At 71.8% G+C, this 18587-nt stretch carries 10 protein-coding genes; 6 read left to right on the top strand and 4 right to left on the bottom strand.

The annotated features are described in order from the left end of the window. Window positions 1-7 precede the first annotated feature (7 nt). On the bottom strand, window positions 8-3322 hold the full coding sequence (locus tag Q0L54_RS01930) for a glycosyltransferase (protein ID WP_296665030.1): 3315 nt from the start codon (window positions 3320-3322) through the stop codon (window positions 8-10). A 163-nt stretch (window positions 3323-3485) separates the two neighbouring features. Between Q0L54_RS01930 and Q0L54_RS01925 the strand changes: the two genes are divergently transcribed. Further along, window positions 3486-7886, top strand: a complete 4401-nt coding sequence (locus Q0L54_RS01925) for an S-layer homology domain-containing protein (protein ID WP_296665028.1) — start codon at window positions 3486-3488, stop codon at window positions 7884-7886. A gap of 63 nt (window positions 7887-7949) precedes the next feature. Next, window positions 7950-9740 carry a proline--tRNA ligase gene (locus Q0L54_RS01920; RefSeq protein WP_296665061.1) on the top strand — a complete coding sequence of 597 codons (1791 nt, stop codon included), beginning with the start codon at window positions 7950-7952 and terminating at the stop codon, window positions 9738-9740. Here Q0L54_RS01920 and Q0L54_RS01915 read toward each other — a convergent pair. Together Q0L54_RS01915 and Q0L54_RS01910 are read right to left on the bottom strand one after the other, a co-directional pair. Then, complete coding sequence (locus Q0L54_RS01915; protein ID WP_296665026.1) at window positions 9737-11422, bottom strand: glycosyltransferase family 2 protein; 1686 nt, start codon at window positions 11420-11422, stop codon at window positions 9737-9739. The two genes, Q0L54_RS01920 and Q0L54_RS01915, sit on opposite strands and share 4 nt — an antisense overlap. 3 nt (window positions 11423-11425) lie before the next feature. Next, complete coding sequence (locus Q0L54_RS01910; RefSeq protein ID WP_296665024.1) at window positions 11426-13267, bottom strand: glycosyltransferase; 1842 nt, start codon at window positions 13265-13267, stop codon at window positions 11426-11428. A 223-nt stretch (window positions 13268-13490) separates the two neighbouring features. Here Q0L54_RS01910 and Q0L54_RS01905 point away from each other — a divergent pair, with 223 nt between their 5' ends. Then, the gene (locus Q0L54_RS01905) at window positions 13491-15608 is read left to right on the top strand and encodes an acyltransferase family protein (RefSeq protein ID WP_296665022.1); all 2118 of its coding nucleotides are present in this window, start codon (window positions 13491-13493) and stop codon (window positions 15606-15608) included. On the opposite strand, the gene Q0L54_RS01900 is transcribed toward Q0L54_RS01905, so the two are convergent. Continuing rightward, entirely contained in the window at window positions 15605-16540 is a 936-nt protein-coding gene (locus Q0L54_RS01900; RefSeq protein ID WP_296665020.1) for a hypothetical protein, read from the bottom strand. The genes Q0L54_RS01905 and Q0L54_RS01900 overlap by 4 nt on opposite strands. Before the next feature lie 93 nt (window positions 16541-16633). Here Q0L54_RS01900 and Q0L54_RS01895 point away from each other — a divergent pair, with 93 nt between their 5' ends. Genes Q0L54_RS01895 through Q0L54_RS01885 form a run of 3 tightly spaced genes read left to right on the top strand, consistent with a single transcriptional unit; the run spans window position 16634 to window position 18416 of the window. Then, window positions 16634-17101, top strand: coding sequence for a ribosome maturation factor RimP (locus tag Q0L54_RS01895; RefSeq protein WP_296665018.1), 468 nt, complete (start codon window positions 16634-16636; stop codon window positions 17099-17101). A 4-nt stretch (window positions 17102-17105) separates the two neighbouring features. Beyond that, the gene (gene nusA / locus Q0L54_RS01890) at window positions 17106-18113 is read left to right on the top strand and encodes a transcription termination factor NusA (protein ID WP_296665016.1); all 1008 of its coding nucleotides are present in this window, start codon (window positions 17106-17108) and stop codon (window positions 18111-18113) included. Between the two features lie 18 nt (window positions 18114-18131). Further along, window positions 18132-18416 (top strand): YlxR family protein, encoded by a 285-nt coding sequence (locus tag Q0L54_RS01885; RefSeq protein ID WP_366937919.1) that lies wholly within the window; start codon window positions 18132-18134, stop codon window positions 18414-18416. Window positions 18417-18587: the final 171 nt, after the last annotated feature.

The following is an 18587-nucleotide window of genomic DNA, read 5'->3' as shown; positions in this document are numbered from 1 at the left end:
CGCGGGGTCAGCGCCTGAGAACCTTCTTCGCTACGGCCTTCGCCTCGCGCACCGCCGCTCGTCGGGCTCGCGTCACGAAGAGCTCGTGCCGCTTGACCTCGAGCTCCGGACCGCTCAGGCCGGCGGCGGCGAGCACGTCGGCCGGCTCGGCACGGCGGCTCTTGGGCAGGGTGACTCCGGCGACCAGGATCGGCACATCCACCGTGGGGCCGCCGTCCACCGGGACCTGCACCCGCAGGCGAGCGGCGTCGCCTCGCGGGATCGAGGTCAGCGGGACGGTGACCCGCCACCGCGAGTCCTCGATGGTGACGTCGACGGCCGGGCCGTCCTGACGGTGCGCGCGATACGGCGCGACGGTCAGGTGGCGGCCTGCGGCGGAGGCCGGCAGCTCCCCGCGCAGTTCGAGGCGGACCCCATCGCGCTCTACCGACTCGGCGACGAGCCCGGTCACCGTTCGAGCCTCCAGCCAGGCCTCGCCGGCCTCCGTCCCCAGCAGTGCGAGCGCCTCGCGCATTCGGCCGATGATGGGGGCCTTGGCGCGATCCGCGTTGCCGAGGCCGGCGTCGAGGGCCGCGCTCACGCGCGCCAGGACCTGGCGTGACCGGTCGGAGGTGGTGAGCGCGGCGGCGTGCAGCACTCGCGGCGCGATCTCCGACTCCCACGCGCGGATCAGTGCGCGATCGACCCCGTCCGTGCCGTCCAGGGTTTCGACAGCGGTGGTCCAGGCGTCGAGGACATCGACTCCCGCCTCGTCGCCCACGGACGCGCTTGCCGCGGGCCGCATCAGGATCTGAGCGGCGTCGACCGCGCCGGTCGCGAACAGGCGCAGCGGGAGGATCTTGGAGTGGGCGGACCGCGCCATGCGGGCGGGGTCGAGGTGGCGCAGGATGCCCGCGAGGGCCTCGACCGCCGCGGCGGGCGCACGCTCATCGGTCCCCAGCGTCGCGTCGGCATAGCGGGCGAGGTGGACCCAGCCATCCGCCATCACGAAGAGGTTGGTGTACTCGGTCCGCAGCGCCGCGAGTCCGGACTCGTCGATGAGCGTGGCGCACACGAGCTCCTGTCGCAGGTACGAGACGAGCCCCTCGCCCAGGGAGGCCCTCGACGTCATCGAGGAGGCTCCCGGTCGCTGGCGGTAGAGGTACACCACCTCGCCGATGACGTCAACGCTCTTCGCCGCGAGGTATGCCCGGACCATGGGTTGGATGTCGTTCGACCGGGGCACCTCCGGGAACTGGATTCCGTGCTCCTGCCAGAAGTCCCGGCGGAACGCCTTGTTCCAGCACGCGCGGCCGCGCACCAGCGACGGCAGGGATGCCAGTGCCACGTGCTCGTGCGTGCCGTTGTAGGCCTTGAAGTTCGTGGTGGGGCGCCACGTCTTCATGTTGCTGAACTTGAGGTAGTCGCCGAACGCAATATCCGAGCCAGATCGCTCGAGGCTCGCCACCAGGGCGCGGTACGCGCCGCGAGGCACCAAGTCGTCGGCATCGGCGAAGATCAGGTACTTGCCCGACGCGGCCGCCGCCCCGATGTTGCGTGCGGTGGCCCCGCCCGAGGCCGCGGGCGCGATGATGCGTAGCCGCGGATCGCGCTCGGCGTGGCGCGCGAGGATCTCCCCACTGCCGTCGCTGGACCGATCGTCGACGGCGATCACCTCCATGGCGTCGACGTCCTGGCTCAGCACGCTGTGCAGAAGGTCGTCGAGCCAGTCCGCGACGTTGTGGACGGGGATGACCACGGAGAGCAGCGTGGGCTCCGCAAGGTCCCACTCGGTCGGGTTGGGTTCAGTCTCGATGGACACGTGGGCAGGACTCCTCGGGTGGGCGCGGAGCACCAGCTCTCCGCTGTCGGTGATCTCGACGTCGATTCCGGCCGCGCGCAAGGGGCCCAGATCCGCGGCGCGCAGCCGCGGGGCGACTGCGGGCCGGGTGAGGCGCTCTCCATCGTCGTGCGCCTCGCCCACCCGAAGCCTGACCGGCTTTCCCAGCGCGCGCAGCGCGTCGACGTCGAGTCGCGCCGTCCATCGCGCCGCGGGAGACGCCGCTCCGAACGTCCCCGAGATCTCGAGCGCCGCGTTCCGGGTGGTCATCTCGAGGGTGGCCACCACCCGTGCGGAGGGGTGGAGAGGCTGCCCGAACCGAGGAGTGACCAGCCCGTCGACCACCAGGGTTCGCAGGTCCGGCGAGAGACTCATCCGTTCGACGCGGAGATCATCGCGAGACTTCGCGGCAAGGGCCGCGCGGCGCAGCGCCGCCTGGTCATCGAGAAGGACGGCCTGCGCGACGGCCGCATTGCTCCACGGAAAGCCGGAGACCTCGAGCCCTCCGTCGATCAGCGCCTTGGCCTCGGACACCACCAGGGACAGGGTTTCCGCCGGGAGCCGGTCGGACACGCGCGCGAGCCCCGGGAGCACACTGGTGCTGAGGATCGACTCGGCGAGTCTGCGGTCGAGCGCGCCACCGGAGGCGGCCGTGGTCGCGGCGTTGGACGCGGCCGTGAGCGCCCGGGCGCCCGCGAGGCGCGGAGCCGCCGGCCGGCCCTGGCCGGTCCACAGATCCGAGGGGAACGCCGCGAGCAGCGCGTCGGCGTCGAACTCCGGCGCCTCGTGGCCGCCCCACTCGATGGCCTCGTCGACGCTGCGGGCGATCCGCGTCGAGAGCCGGCCGGTGCCCGCGAGGTAGTCCGCGTACTTGAAGGGATGCTCGGCCTCTGACGCGACGAACCGGGCCGGGACACCCAACGCGTCCGCGAACACGATGCCGTGGAGCGAGGATCCCACCACCAGCTCCGCGCCCAGGATCGCGCGCACGATGTCCCAGAGGTCGTCCAGCGGCGAGACGACGCGTGGATCCGCGAGGTGAGCCTCGAGCTCGTTGAGGTTGGGGAGGACCACCACGCCCTGGCGCCGTGCAGGACCCATATCGAGGACCTCGGGCATCACCCGCGGCAGCAGCAGCGCCGGGTCGCCATAGGTCTCGGGAACCTCGGCGCCGGCTGCGATGAGCGCCGCCCGCGTGAGCGGTCCCCGGACCGCCCGGACATCGAGCAGCTCGGCGCGTGGCGGCAGCGGGCGCCTCAGCTTGGCGTTGACCCCCGCACCCCACACCGTCGCGCCCGCGGGCGCCGCGTGCAGCACCGATCCGACGGTGACAAGCGTGGCCGCCGCGGGCGCATCGACGTCGGGCGCGAGACGCCTCGCAATGAGGGGTCCGACGGCATCGCCGAAGTTCTCGATGCGGTCCGCACGCGCGGTGATGTCGGCGTCCGGCGTCCAGTGGAGGAGGCGGACTCCGCGGTGGTCCTCCTCGACGAATCCAGGCACCCGGCGAGTCTATCGGAGCGGCGGCTCGTGCCACTCCTGAGGCGCTGGTCACTTGGTTGTCGCACTGGGTGACTTAGCCTCTACACTTCCGTCCAGGGGCGCGCGGGCGCCTACGAGTTGAGGGGTTCGAACGCCGATGTCGGTGCGCTGGGGGCGCGTGGTCGTGCCCGTTCTGACCATGCTTCTGGTCGCGTCGGCACTGGTGGCCGGGGGGCCCTCGCCCGCCGCCGCAGCGGGCGCCGGCGCCATCATCGTCGACGTCACCGCCTGGTCCACCGGCGCGCCAGCCGGCGACGGCTGCGTCGAGGCCTACGGCGGGGACGATGCGCTGGTCGCCTCGGACTGCGTGGGGGTCGACGGCACGTTCACCGTGCAGGGACTGGCGGACGGCGACTATCGGCTCCGGTTCACAGGGTTCGCGGGCGCTCCGACGCAGTGGTCTGACCGCGCGAGCAGCCTCGCCGCGGCGACGCCGCTGACCGTCGCAGGCGCGCCGGTCCACGTCGACTACGCATTGCTGCCCACGCTGTCGATCTCCGGACGCGTGACCGACGGCGCGGGAGCGCCGCTCGAGGGAGTCTCGGTGATCGCGAGGGGCCCGGTGGGGACCTGGGCGTTCGCCCCGCCGAACGCGACCGCGGTGACCGACGCGGACGGGCGCTACGTGCTCATCACCACGGGCAGCGGCTACTTCGGTGCCTCGTACAACGTCGCGTTCAAGGCGCCGGCGGGCCTCGCCTCGGAGGCGTGGCGAGACCAGCCCTTCACCCTCGGCGTCACGGTCTCCGCCGGAAACGCCACCGTGGCGGGCGGGATCGACGCGGTCCTGACGGCCGGCGGTTCGCTGGGCGGCACCATAGCCATTCCCGACGGCCAGACGGTTCCAGGAGACGCCTGCGTGATCGCCTACGACGGGCAGTTCTACGGAGGCGAGGTAGGGCGCCGATGCGGGCCCGTGGGATCCGACTTCCTCATCGAGGACCTCAAGCCTGGGCCTTACGCGGTGTGCGTGGTCGCCGCGGGCGCCACTTCGTGCCCCACCTGGTGGTTCGGGGGGAACTTCTCGACCGGCCACGGCTCCGCCACCCAACTTGACGTGTCCGGGGGCCAGACCACCCATGTCGACCTCGCGTGGGGCGGCACGGTGGAGGTTGCCGTCACCCTCGACAACGGCGCGCCCCTCGAGGGCGGGTGCCTGCTGCCGGGCTCCCTCGCTTCGCGCGGCGCGGTCGAGTCCTGTGACCCCGTGGGTGGGGTGTTCACGTTCCACGTCGATACCGACGTCAGCGCCAACATCGCGTACCCGCTCACGGGTGCCGAGAACGCGCTCGACCAGTACCTCTACACCACGACGATCGTCACCTCGGGCGGCACCACCCGCATCTCAGTGACGGCGGCCGCGAGCGGCGACGCATCGGCCACCGTCGCCGTGGTTCGGGAGGACGGGGCGTCTATCACGGCCGGCTGTATCGACGCGCGCCTGCACGGCCCGGCCGGCACCGTGGTCAAGGCCTCCGACTGCACGCTGAAGGCTGATGGAACGGCGGACTTCACCGGCCTTCCGGCAGGCGACTTCACCTTCGAGTCCCGCGGCGTGCCGGGCACCTACACGAAGGTGACCTACCCGGACGCCATCAACGCCGGCACGGGCGAGACCGTGACGCTCGCCGGCAGCGAGCACGCGGACCTCCACTTCACGTTGCCCACTTCCCAGATCGTGCGTGGCACGGCCCTCGATCCCGACGGCGTGCCCGTCGTCGGGCGCCAGGTTGCGCTGGTCACCGCCACCGGCGTCGTCGCCACCACCGAGTCCGGCATGGACGGCACGTACGAGCTGGTGGCCCCCGTGATCTCCGGGCGGGTGGTCGCGCTGGGCGGCGGCCTCGCCCAGGCGTGGAGCGGCAGCCTCCTCCCCAGCACCTACGGCGCCGCGACCATCGTCACGGGGCCGTCCAAGGAGCGGGTGGTGGCGCCTGTGGACCTGAAGCCGCGCTCCGCCGGGCGCATGCTCGGCACTATCGCGACCCCGGACACGCTCGACGCGACCGAGGCCTGCGTCATCGCGCTCGACCCCACCGTGCCCCTCGAGCTCGCGCGTGACTGCGGCGAGGTGGGTGATCCGTTCGTGCTCGACGGTCTCGCGGGAGGCTCGTACCGGCTGTGCGTGGCCGCCGCCCCCGCAAGCGGAGGTTGCTTCGACGGGGATTCGCCGGGTGTCGTATCGGGAAGCTCCGCTGCGCCCGTGACGTATGCGGTGGTGGCCGCCACCGACACCAGCGTCTCGCTGGCCTTCGGCGGCACGGTGACGGTGGAGGTGCGCACCCAGGCGGGCGCCGCGGTGCTCGGAGGGTGCGCCCAGCTCTACGAGGGCGCGACGCTCGTGGTCGCCAGTTGCGACGGCGTGGACGGAACCTTCACGTTGACGGTGGGTCACGACGTCACTGCGGTGGCGCCAACGGTGAAGGTCGTGGGAGCGGACCTCAGCCTCGACTCCGGCGCCGTGACTCTCGAGAGGGTCCGTGGCGGCCGTGCGCAGACTGTGACGGTGCGACCTTCGCCGTGGCCCAGCATCAAGGGCACCATCGCCCGGCCGGCGGTGCTCGCCGATGCCGACGCCTGCGTGCAGATCACCGATGGCGACGGCTTCTGGGGCACGTGCGTCGAGGCCGGCACATCGTCCTACGCGGTTCAGGTGCCGCCGGGCTCCTATCTGGTGAAGTTCTACTCCAACGACGCCCGGGTCGCATACGAGTGGTACCCGGACCAGGCCACGAGCGACACCGCCACGTGGATCACCGTGTCCTCGTACGACCGGACGGTGAACGCATCGCTCGACGTCGGCGCGCAGATCCGCGGCACCGTGACCACCTCGACGGGAGAGCCGGCCACCGATGGCTGCGTGCTTGCCTACCTCGACCGCGTCACCATCGCCATGGCGGACTGCGATATGTCCGACGGGTATGCGCTCGAGTCGCTGCGCCCGGGCACCTACAGTCTCAGATTCGTGGCCTTCCCCGGCCAGGCTTCCGAGTGGTTCGACGGTGCGTCGACGTACGACGGCTCCGCGGACGTCCCGCTCGCCGCCGGCGATGACCGGGTGATCGACTACCGCCTGGGAGGCGAGCCCGCGTCCGTCTCCGGACGGGTGACGGTGGCCGGGTTGGCCGCCACCTCAGGCTGCGTCGAGGTCGACGACGCGTACGGCGACTTTGTCACCGGGACGTGCGACCTGACGGACGGCGCCTTCTCGATCGACGATCTGGGCCCGGGGACCTACTACGTGGCCTTCTACGACGTCGCCGGTGGGGCCGACGCATGGTTCGGTGGGTCGACCACCATCGAGCGTGCGACGCGCGTGACGCTCGCGCGCGGCTCGGCCTTCGACGCGAGCATCGATCTGGTCGCGGCGAGCAGCATCGCGGGGCGCGCGACGGGTATCTGGGCGGACGGCGGCGTCCTGGGCACGGCGGAGCTCTACACGGTGACGGGCGAGTGGGTGGCGAGCGTCGACCTCGAGCTCGACGGCACGTACGTCTTCGCCCACGTGGCGCCCGGTCAGTACCGCGTCCGATTCTGGAATCGGGACGTGTTCGCTGGTGGCTGGGCGCGACACTCAGGGTCGCTGGTGCCTCGGGTGGTGACGGTGCCCGCGACCGGGCCGGTCGCGATCACCGGCGTGGGGCGCGAATTCGAAGGGAACTACGCGTCGAGCGTTCAGGGGATGCTGAACGTCCCGCGGAACTTCACGAGCGACACGGTGTGTGCGGTGGCGGTCGAGGTGGGCGGCTCGGCGCAGGCCTTCGACTGCGGCGCGCCCGGCAGCCTGTTCGAGCTTGAGCCGCTGTCGCCTGTCCTCGCGTACCGGATCGCGTTCACGGACGGCCGCGTCGAGACGAGCAACGAGTTCCTGCGGTTCACGGGCAGGAAGGTCTGGCTCGGCAACGTCGCCTCGCTGGCCGAGGCCCCGTGGTATTCGTTCCCGGAGAGAACCGTCTACGGCGTATCGGTCCACTTCTTTGGCGACGTCACGTGGCGCCTGAGCGGCTACGCGAACATCATGTGGATGGCGGACGCGGGCATCACCACGGGCTACGCGGACGGCACCTTCGGGCCCAACGATCCCGTGACGCGTCGTCAGATGGCGCAGTTCCTCTACCGGTTCGCCGGCCAACCGACCGTCACAGCGCCGCCGACGTCGCCCTTCCCCGATGTCCGCACCACGGTGTCCGGCTACCCTGCGATCGTGTGGATGGCCCAGGCCGGCATCACCACCGGGTACGCGGACGGCACGTACGGCCCCGAGGGTCTGGTCACCCGCAAGCAGATGGCGCAGTTCCTCTACCGGCTCGCGGGTCAGCCGTCGGTGATGCCGCCGGCCGGCTCCCCGTTCCCCGACGTCAGCCCTACGGGCTCGGGCTACGCGGCGATCGTGTGGATGGAGCAGACGGGCATCACCACCGGCTACGCGGACGGCACGTACGGGCCCAACGACGAGGTGACGCGTAAGCAGATGGCCGCGTTCCTCAAGCGCTACTTCGACGCCTTCGGCTACCCCGCGGCCTGATACGGCCTGCCACGAGCGTCCGAGCGCGCATGGGTCGCCACTACGCTGGTCCCCATGCTCCGCATGTCCACGCTCTTCCTCCGCACCCTGCGCGAGGACCCCGCCGACGCCGAGGTCGCGTCCCACAGGCTCCTGGTGCGCGCCGGCTACATCCGGCGCGCCGCCCCCGGCATCTACAGCTGGCTCCCGCTGGGCCTGAAGGTGCTGGCGAAGGTCGAGGCGATCGTGCGCGAGGAGATGGATCGCGCGGGCGGCCAGGAGGTTCACTTCCCGGCGCTGCTCCCCAAGGAGCCGTACGAGGCCACGGGCCGATGGACCGAGTACGGGCCCGGGATCTTCCGGGTCGTGGACCGCAAGGGGGGCGACTACCTGCTCGCGCCCACGCACGAGGAGGTCTTCACCCTGCTCGTGAAGGACCTGTACTCCTCGTACAAGGACCTGCCGCTCACGATCTATCAGATCCAGACCAAGTATCGCGACGAGGCACGGCCCCGCGCGGGACTGTTGCGCGGTCGCGAGTTCATCATGAAGGACTCGTACTCGTTCGACCTCACGGACGAGGGCCTGGACGAGAGCTACCAGGCGCAACGCGACGCCTACGTGCGGATCTTCGACCGGCTGGGCCTCGAGTACGTGATCGTCACGGCCACCTCGGGCGCGATGGGGGGATCGAAGTCGGAGGAGTTCCTGTCCCCGACGGAGATCGGGGAGGACACCTACGTCCGCTCGCCGGGCGGCTACTCCGCCAACGTCGAGGCCGTCACCACCCCGGTTCCGGCGCCGATCGACTGGACGGACGCGCCCGCTGCGCACGTCGAGGACACGCCGGACACCCCCACGATCGCCACCCTGGTCGACCTTGCGAACGCCTCCCACCCCCGGCCAGATAGCCCCTGGACCGCGGCGGACACGCTGAAGAACGTGGTGCTGGCCCTCACCGCGCCGTCGGGCGAGCGGTCGATCCTGGTGGTGGGCATCCCCGGTGACCGCGACGCGGACATGACGCGCCTCGAGGCGGCGCTCGCTCCCCACGGAGTCGAGGCCGCCACCGACGAGGACTTCGCCCGCCACCCCGAGCTCGTCAAGGGCTACATCGGTCCCGGCGCGCTCGGTCCTCAGGCCCGCCCGGCGGGCGTCGCCCGCGGCGACGAGGCCGACGGCGCCATCCCGTACCTGCTCGACCCGCGCATCGTCCCCGGGACCCGCTGGATCACTGGGGCCGACGCACCCGGGCGCCATGTCTTCGAACTCACCGCAGGCCGCGACTTCATCGCGGACGGCACCATCGAGGCCGCCGAGGTCCGCGCTGGGGACCCCGCCCCCGACGGATCGGGCCCGCTGGAGCTCGCCCGCGGCGTCGAGATCGGCCACATCTTCCAGCTGGGCCGCAAGTACGCCGCCGCACTCGACCTCCGCGTGCTCGACGAGAACGGCAAGCAGCAGGTGGTGACCATGGGGTCCTACGGGATCGGCGTGACGCGCAGCCTTGCCCTGCTGGCCGAGAACAACAACGACGAACTGGGCCTGCGGTGGCCGATCCAGGTGGCGCCCTACCAGGTGCACCTGGTGGCGACGGGTAAGGATCAGGCAGTGTTCGACGCCGCCGAGGCGCTCGCGGGCGACCTCGAGGCCGCCGGCGTCGAGGTCTGCTACGACGACCGCCCCAAGGTCTCGCCGGGCGTGAAGTTCAAGGACGCCGAACTCATCGGCGCCCCGTTCATCCTGGTCGTGGGCCGCGGGCTCGTCGATGGCACTGTCGAACTCAAGACTCGGGCGACAGGCGGCAGCGAGGCGCTCCCCGTGGACGATGCCGCGGCGACGGTGGCGCGCGCCGTCCGGGAGGCGTTGGCCTAGTCTCCGGCGGGATTCCGCGGGCCGCGCAGCCGGGTCGCCACGCGCCGGGCCGCTCGCGCGGCGACGCCCCGAGCGCGGCGGAAGTCCCTGCGCACCGTGTGCCGGACCGCGCTTTCCCCCACGCGTCGCTCCTTGGCGAGCTGGGACTCCGCGGCGCGTCGCTGGGACTCGACCTCGGCCACCTTGGCCTCAAGGTCCTTGACCTCGTCGTGCGCGCGGTAGATGCGCTCGGGCGCGGGGCGTTCGCGCAGGTCGACCAGCCCCAACTCCGAGCCCTTCCACCACTCGACGCCCCAGGTCGCGTCGAGCGCCTCGTCGAGGCTGACGTCGTCGGAGACGTAGTGGGAGGCGCGGGTGAGCGCCGCCGTGGACCACGCCGTCACCGTGCCGTTGACCTCCGAGTGAGGGGTGAGGAATGACACCTTGCCCAGGCGTCGTCCATCGATCCGGCGCAGGATGGCGCGCATCGCCCGCGGGGGCAGGCCGACGGCCGGCGGGACGTCGACCCGGTATGGCGACGGGAACACGCTCGACGGCGCCGTCTCGACAAGGTTCACCCGTGGCTCGCCCCGGAACCACTCCTGGAGCAGGTACATCTCTGCCCGCGGATCCGCGAGGATCCTCCGGCGCCCGCCGTCAAGCTCGGACCACGGGCCCACCAGGTCCACCGTGAGATCCGACTCGGAGCTGTTGAGGAGCAGGTCCACGCAGTCGCGCGCGACGGCGGCCGAGCTGTGATCGACCTCCACGACCACGCGGATCAGCGGCACCTCCCACCGGCGGTTCGCGGCCGTCCGGCGGTAGCGGGGGATGGGCATCCGCTGGGCGAAGTACGGCTTGTTGTGGTGCGCGACGGCATCCGACTGATCCTGCACGGTGCCGCGGCCGAGGTGCCAGGCGAGCGACCCATCCACCGGGATGAAGACGCCGCCCGCCTGCCAGATCTGGTACGCGATCTCCGTGTCCTCGCCGGCGCGCAGGCGAGGATCGGTGCCGTGGGTGCGCTCGTACACCAGCCGCGTCACCGAGGCGGTCGCCCCCATGTGCGTGGCGTAGTTGCGGCCGTCCGAGTCGTTGAGATCGTCCGTCTCCTCGAAGATGTCCTGCGACCAATGGCGGTGCAGCGTGGCCGGATCCCAGTGATCCGCGATCGAGCCGTCGAGCACGCCCTGGAAGACGCTCTCCGGGTCGAACTGCTCCCACGACTCGACGAATCCCTTGTAGCCGATCGTCGCGGCCTCCGGGATGAAGTGCGCCCAGACCGCGTGCCGACGGATGTTGTCCCGGAACAGCACCATGTCGGAATCGACCCAGTAGATGATGTCGCCGGTGCTCTCCGCGATGGCTCGATGGGTGGCGTTGGCGCGGCCCCAGCCCAGCCGGTCGGGATCGTCCAGCCGGATCAGGCGCGTGTGCGGATGCACGCGAGTGCCCAGCGTCACCGGCGGCTCGGAGCCGTCGTCGACCACGATGACCTCGACCAGATCCTCCGGGTAGTCCTGCGCGGCCAGTGACGCCAGAGTGAGGTCGAGCGTGGCGCTGTTGAACGCCGGCACGATGACCGAGACGGACATGCTGGGCTCCCACCCCGCGGGCACGTTGCCGTCGAAGATCTCGCGCCACCGGTTCTTGAAGACCACGCGTTGGAGGTCGGGGTGAGTGGTGAGCGGCTTGGGACTCATGCCTCAAGCCTGCCATTCGTCGGGGGAGTGGTAGCGGTGCCGCTCGAGGATCGCGGGTTGGCGGCCCGGCCACTGCTCGAATGCGCCGCTGAGGAGGCTCGAATCCTCCTGCGTCCATGTGTGGCCGTCGCCGTGGCGCACGTACACGTACCCGAGGCCGTGGGTGCGGTACGCAAGGCCGCCGGCGCGCGCCACCCCGATCAGCACGCTGCGGTCGGTGGAATGGGGGGTAGGCCGCCACCCGCCGATTGACTCGTAGTCCGCGCGGGACAGCATCATGGCGCCGCCCGCGACCTGGGTATGGAAGCGCTCCTGCGCGAACGTGCGGTGCACCGTGTGGTTCATGCCCTCGAAGTGCAGGAATTCCGTGGTCTTGCCCACCACCTGGGCGCCGGAGTACAGGTAGGCCAGCACCAGGTCCCAGATCAGCTCCGGGCCGTACCAGTCGTCGTCGTCGACCTTGACGATGAGGTCGCCCGCCGCGCGCCGTGCGCCGGCCGCGAGCGCCTCGCCGAAGGTGAGGCCCGGGCCGGTCTCGAACGCGACGATCGGTGGACCCGGGCGGGTGTCCGACACGCTGCGGTCCGGCATGGGGACCCCGTGGAAGGCGGCAACGATCTCGAGGTGCGGGTAGGTCTGCTCCGTGAGCATGGCGAGGGCCCGCGCGGCGCGGTCGGGCCGCATGGTGGACATGACCACCGACACGGAGGGCAGCAGGCGGTAGCCGCCGCTTCGCCGGGAGATCTCCGCGAGCTCGAGCAGGCCTCCGTGGTCGCGCATCGCCGTGGTGCGCTGCACCACGGAGCGGAGGTCGCGGGCGAGGCCCGAAGTGGGCGAGTAGGGCTCGCGCAGCGTCGCGAGCAGGGCGCTCGACAGGCTGCCGGCCGGCGGCGCCACCGTGTCGGGGAGCGAGTGGAGGACGGTTCCGGTGGTCGCGAGCTCTGCGAGCCGCGCGGCGATCAGGTCGGGCGACGCGCCGTGCTCGGACGCTAGGCCGGCAAGCGAGAGGTGCTCGACGTCGCGGAGCGCCGCCACCGCGCGAGGCTCGAGCGGGCGTCCCAGGTCGATCGACAGCTCCGTCTCCGGCGCATCGTGCTCGGGTGGGGCGGTGACCAGCCTGAGCTCGTGCGGCGACACCACGTCCAGCGTGCCGGTGGCGCATTCGTCGATGAAGGAGGAGATCCTCCCCACGGGGTTGTGGACGCGCAGGTCGACCAGCGGGCGCGCGCGGCGCGGCTCGGCGAAGGCGTGGCCGCGCCCGTCGACCTGCACGAAGTCGCCGGCGCGCTGGTCCTCGGAGGCCGAGGCGTGCCGGTCCCGCTGCGCATCGTTGCGCACCAGCGCCACCTCGGCATCGGCCAGGCCCACCCCCTTGAGGTGTCGGGAGGGCTTGTTCTCGAACGCGCGTGGCACGGCGGTGGGCAGCATGGCGAGCACGCCGGCGGGAAGTCCCGGTGCCACGACGATGCGCGGCGCGGCGCCGTGGCCGTCGTTGGAGGGGAGCAGCGCCGGGATCGCCGCGGCGACCAGCGCGTGCACCGCGACCGGACGTGATGTGCGCAACGTGACCCGAGCCGCGCCGGCGCCCTTGTCCGGGTAGGACTGCGTGATGGAGCTGAGATACGGGACGTGGGACACCCGTCCTGTCCACCCCGCGACGGGGGCGTGCCACCGGGTCACCGTGAGTTCGAGCTCGCGGGTCAGTGGCGGGCTGTAGGCGGGGAGCGCGAGCACGCGCAGGGTGTGCGGGAGCTCCACGCGGATGCGGATCAGCGCGCTGCGGGCGGGCAGCCGGCTCAGTGCGTCGCCGGAGTCGGAGTCGTTGACGTGAACGGCATGCGTCATCGCGCGGTCGATACCCGCGCGCATGCGCCGCGCCGCGCGCGATCCAGTGGTCCTCAACGGTCCTCCGGGGCCCCTGACATCGCCGTCGACGGGGTGTCCGACGGCCCCAGCAACCTAACACAGCACGCCCGGTCGCCCGCGTGGGGGAGCGATCCGCGCGCCCCAGCGGAGGTAGGGTCGACCCCGTTATCGGCATCCCGCCGCTCCAGCGGACGGAGACTCAGTGGCGACAGGGACGGACGCGGGGCGCACCCGCGAGCGGCTGCGGCCGGACATCCAGGCGCTCCGCGCGCTCGCGGTGCTCGGGGTGGTCGTCTTCCACGCATGGCCGCAGCGCCTGACCGGCGGATTTGTGGGCGTCGATGTCTTCTTCGTCATCTCCGGCTTCCTGATCGTGGGCCACCTGGCGCGCGAGGTGGACCTTCGCGGCGGGATCGACCTGCGGGGATTCTGGGCCCGCCGCGTGCGCCGGCTGCTGCCCTCGTCCATGCTCGTCATCCTCGCGATCGTCGCCATGACGCTGCTGTGGGTTCCCGAGGCGCGGTGGCGCCAGTTCCTGTCCGAGGCGGTCGCCTCGACGCTGTACGTGGAGAACTGGGTGCTCGCGCGCTCGTCGACCGACTACCTGAGCGCCACCCAGCCGCCGTCGCCCACCCAGCACTTCTGGAGCCTCTCGGTCGAGGAGCAGTTCTACCTGGTGGTCCCGGTGCTGCTCGCCGTGGTGGTGGCGCTCGCACAGCGGCGCTGGCGCATCGCGCTGGTCGCCACGCTCGCCCTCGCCACCGCGGCGTCCTACGGCTTCTCGATCGCATACACGGGTGCGAACCCGCAGGCGGCCTACTTCGTCACCACCACGCGGGCATGGGAGTTCGCGGCGGGCGGCCTGGTCGCCCTGCTCGGATTGGCCGCGCCCGCGCGGCTCCGCGCCGCATTCGCCTGGGTGGGCGTCGCCGCGATCGCGGGTTCGATGGCGCTCATCTCCGGCGAGATGGCGTTCCCCGGTGCGATCGCCGCGGTGCCGGTCGTGGGCACGGCGCTGGTGATCGTCGCCGCTCACGATCGCGGGGTCTTCGGCGCCGTCGCATCGTGGAGGCCCGTCCAGGGGCTCGGTCGCATCTCCTACGCGTTCTACCTCTGGCACTGGCCGCTGCTCGCAATCCCGGTGCTGGCCACCGGGAACGCGCTGGACTACCGCGCCAAGCTGGGGCTGATCGCGCTCACGGCCCTGCTCGCCTGGCTGACCACGCAGTACCTCGAGGACCCGATCAGGTTCCGGCTGGTCCGCGTGCCGGCGTATCGGCGCGCCGTGGGTGTCGGCATCGTCGCCAGCATGGCGGCGGTGGTCCTCGTGGGCGTCGCGGTGCCCGCGCAGGTCGAGCGCGAGGCCCAGGCCGCCGCCGAGGCGGCGATCGCCGCAGCCTCCGCCGCCGCCGAGTCGAGCCCCGACCCCTCGGGCGGCGGGGGCGACGCCTCGACCCCCGAACCCGGCTGCTTCGGCGCCCCGGCCGCGCTCGACCAGACGTGCGCGGCCCCCGACACGGTGGTTCCGGCGCCCGCGCTCGCCGTCAAGGACACGCCGGACTTTGAGGAGTGCTTCGGACACGACGGCAGCTCCGAACTGGAGTGGTGCACGTTCGGAGATCCGGACGCGGCGATCCGCATCGCGGCGATCGGCGATTCGCACCTCTATGCGCTGACTCCGGCGCTCGAGCGGCTGGCGGGGGACCTCGGGTGGCGCATCGACGTCATGGCGCATACGGGCTGCTACTGGTCGGATGCGCCGCGCAGGCGCCCCACGGTGGCGCTCGAGCAGGAGTGCGCGGACTGGAACGCCAACATCGAGTCCCATCTGGACTCCATGGATCGCCCGTACGACGCGGCCTTCACCACCCTGTGGGAGTCGCTGCGGGTGCATGCCGAGCCGCCGATCTCCGAGATGCAGGTGAAGGTGGAGGGCCTGGTATCCACCTGGACCAGGTCGATCGCGCGGGGCACGCCGGTGATCGCGGTGACCGACGTCCCGCTGTTCCCCGAGGACACCCCCGACTGCGTGGCGCGGAACGGCGCGGAGGCGGCCGTGGAATGCGCCGAGCCCGCCGACGTGGCCATCCCGGCTCGCGAATCCGTGGTGATCGCAGCCTCGCGCATGGACGCCGGGGTCACCGTCATCGACCTCGCGCGGGACATCTACTGCCCAGGCGCGGCGTGCGCTCCGGTGGTGGGCGGGGTCGCGATGTTCACCGACGGGTCGCACCTGACGGCGACCTATGTGCGCACCTTGACGCCGTATCTCGGGACGCGCCTCGAGGAGGCCTACGCGCGGGTCGACGCGGCGCGTTAGGCGCCGTCGACCGCGATCCCGGGGAGCGCCGGCACGTCCGAGGCGAGGAAGCCGGGCAGCGACGCCGCCTGCAGGTACGCGTCGTACGCGGCGTTGAGGATCCACCGCGAGTCCGGCGTCGCCACGCCGTCGAGCAGCGCCGCGTAGTTCCACCCCAACGACGTCTCGACCCCGCGCTCCGTCGACGCCCGTGCCCCTGCATCGGCGACCGACGCGGGCGGGACGTCGTAGAGCTCCTGACGGGCGTCCTCCACCCCGGGCAGCGTCGCGAATGCGTCGGCACGCTCGCGGTGGAGGGCGGATCTCTCCAGCGCGGCGAGGCGCTCGTCGCCCTCGGCGCGCGCGGCCGCGACCTGGTAGACGAACGCGGCGCGATCGTGGGCGACCGCGAGCCTGGCGAGCGTCGCGGGAGCGACCGCGGTTCCGGATTCGGGCGTCAGCGACGTCCCGAGCCCGGTCTCCTCCGGGACGATGCGCGCGGCGGGGCCCGCCCCCGCAGCGTCGGCGGCGCCCAGCGCGACGGCGTGCGACAGTCCGATGGACCGCAGCAGCGCAGCGAGAGCCGGATCGGAGGGCTGTGCGGCCGCGGCATCGGCCAACGCCCCTACCATCGCCGCGCGCACCGCCTCGTCGAGCGCGGGAGGCATGGACGGGCTGGGTGACGCACCCGGCGTGGCGACGTAGACACCGCCCAAGGCGGCCAGCCGCTCCGGCGCCGTGAGGGTCTGGATCTCGCCGAGCATCCCCGTGGGTTCGGCGTCGATCACGGACTGCTCGCGCTCCGCCGCCTGGTCCCGGATCACCACCTCGGGCGACGGCGTGCGGCGCTCGATGGGCGGGGTCTCGGCCCGCCAGGAGCACCCCGTGGCGCTCACCGCGAGCACCACGCCGGCGACCGCCGCGCCCAGCACGGCGTGCGGGCGGGGGGTCATGCGGCACATCATGACACGCCCCCGGGGTGGCCCTAGACTGTGGTCGACAGAATTTCAGGAACGGAACGTGCGCTGCGCGTGGGAGGCGATGCCATGGACATCTCGAGCCGCATCACCGAGCTCGCCGCACCGGCAGCGGAGGCCGCGGGCCTGGTGGTCGAGGACGTGACGGTGACCCCTGCCGGCAAGCGCTCGCGCGTGGTCGTGACCGTCGACCTCCCGGAGACTCAGGTGGGCAGCGCCGATCTGGACGTGGTCGCCCGGGCCTCCCGGGCCATCGGGGCCGCGCTCGATCAGGCCGACGTGCCGTCGACGCCCTATGTGCTCGAGGTCTCGACTCCGGGCACCGACCGCCTCCTCACGCAGCGGCGCCACTTCCTGCGTGCCCGCACCCGCCTGGTCGATCTGCGCCTCGCGGACGGCACGGCGAGCGGACGCCTGGTCGATGTCGACGGCGAGGACGTGGTGCTCGACTCCGGCGGCACCCACGTCCGGGTGCCGCTCGCGCAGGTCCAGGACGGGCGCATCGTCGTGGAGCTCACGAGGTCGGGACAGGAGTAGGACCATGGACATCGACATGCAGGCGCTGCGCGGCCTCGAGCGCGAGAAGGACATCAAGCTCGACGTGCTCGTGGACGCGATCGAGCAGGCCCTGCTCTCGGCGTACCACAAGACACCCGGCGCCTACCGGCACGCGCGGGCGCACCTGGACCGCGTCTCCGGGAAGGTCACGGTGTTCGCCCGGGAGGACGGCGAGACGCCCGACGATCCGGCGGACCAGCCCGAGTTCGACCACACGCCAGACGACTTCGGCCGCATCGCGACGTCGACCGCGCGCCAGGTGATCTTCCAGCGCCTGCGTCAGGCGGGGGACGATGCGGTGCTCGGCGAGTACGCGGGCAAGGAAGGTCAGCTGGTGTCGGGGATCATCCAGCAGTCCGCGGATCCCAGGAATGTGCACGTCGACCTGGGGGACGTCGAGGCGATCCTGCCGCCGCACGAGCAGGTCCCCACCGAGGTCTACGTGCACGGCGAGCGGCTCAAGGGCTACGTGCTCGACATCTCGCGCGGCCAGAAGGGCCCGTCCATCACGCTCTCCCGTACGCACCCCGGCATGGTCCGCAAGATGTTCGAGCTCGAGGTTCCCGAGATCGCCGATGGCACCGTCGAGATCATGAGCCTCGCGCGCGAGGCCGGCCACCGCACCAAGCTCGCCGTCCGCGCGACCGTCCCGGGCGTCAACGCCAAGGGCGCATGCATCGGACCCATGGGCTCGAGGGTCCGCGCCGTCATGAGCGAGCTCCGCGGGGAGAAGATCGACATCATCGACTGGGCGGAGGATCCGGCGACCTTCGTGGGCAACGCCCTGTCGCCGTCGCGCGTGGTCTCGGTGACCGTGGTTGACGAGGAGGCCCGGGCGGCGCGCGTCGTGGTGCCCGACTTCCATCTGTCGCTCGCAATCGGCAAGGAGGGGCAGAACGCCCGCCTCGCCGCGCGCCTCACGGGCTGGCGCATCGACATCCGTTCGGACGAGCAGCCGGACGTGCCGGGGCGCGCCGGTTCGGCCGGTTGAGCGGGACCCGCTAGACTGGTGCAGCCGAGAGAACCGTCACGTGACGTCGGCGCCCCCGTGAGTGCTCCTCAGGAGCCGGTGCGGACGTGCGTCGGATGCAGGGGTCGGGGATCTCGGACGGTCCTGGTGCGGGTGGCATGCGTGGACGGCCGAGCGGTCGTCGACGAGAGCCGTCGCCTGCCGGGGCGGGGAGCCTGGTTGCACCCCGACCCGACATGCCTCGCGCTGGCGCTGAAGCGGAAGGCGATTCCTCGTGCACTGCGCGTGGCTGACCTGGACGTGGCCGGCCTCGAGGTCGGCTAGCGTGGACCGTGCCCAACCATCGAATCAGACGGGATGAAAGCCCATGGCCATCCGATGAGCAGCTCACGATGAGCACCCAGCCGTAACGATGGCTCGACCCTGTCTTGGGCGAGCCGAGACAGGAGAGAAGTGGCAAAGCCCCGCGTCCATGAGATCGCGAAAGAGATCGGC

This window comes from Demequina sp. (genome assembly GCF_024642165.1).
In the GTDB taxonomy this organism is placed as follows: domain Bacteria; phylum Actinomycetota; class Actinomycetes; order Actinomycetales; family Demequinaceae; genus Demequina.
This window is presented reverse-complemented; position numbering and strand designations above follow the sequence as displayed.

Bases quoted from the DNA above. Each gene is read 5' to 3' on its own strand.
- Q0L54_RS01920 (WP_296665061.1), top strand. From the start codon at position 7,950: ATGTCCACGCTCTTCCTCCGCACCCTGCGCGAGGACCCCGCCGACGCC.
- Q0L54_RS01915 (WP_296665026.1), bottom strand. From the start codon at position 11,422: ATGAGTCCCAAGCCGCTCACCACTCACCCCGACCTCCAACGCGTGGTC.
- Q0L54_RS01910 (WP_296665024.1), bottom strand. From the start codon at position 13,267: ATGACGCATGCCGTTCACGTCAACGACTCCGACTCCGGCGACGCACTG.
- Q0L54_RS01900 (WP_296665020.1), bottom strand. From the start codon at position 16,540: ATGACCCCCCGCCCGCACGCCGTGCTGGGCGCGGCGGTCGCCGGCGTG.
- Q0L54_RS01895 (WP_296665018.1), top strand. From the start codon at position 16,634: ATGGACATCTCGAGCCGCATCACCGAGCTCGCCGCACCGGCAGCGGAG.
- nusA (WP_296665016.1), top strand. From the start codon at position 17,106: ATGGACATCGACATGCAGGCGCTGCGCGGCCTCGAGCGCGAGAAGGAC.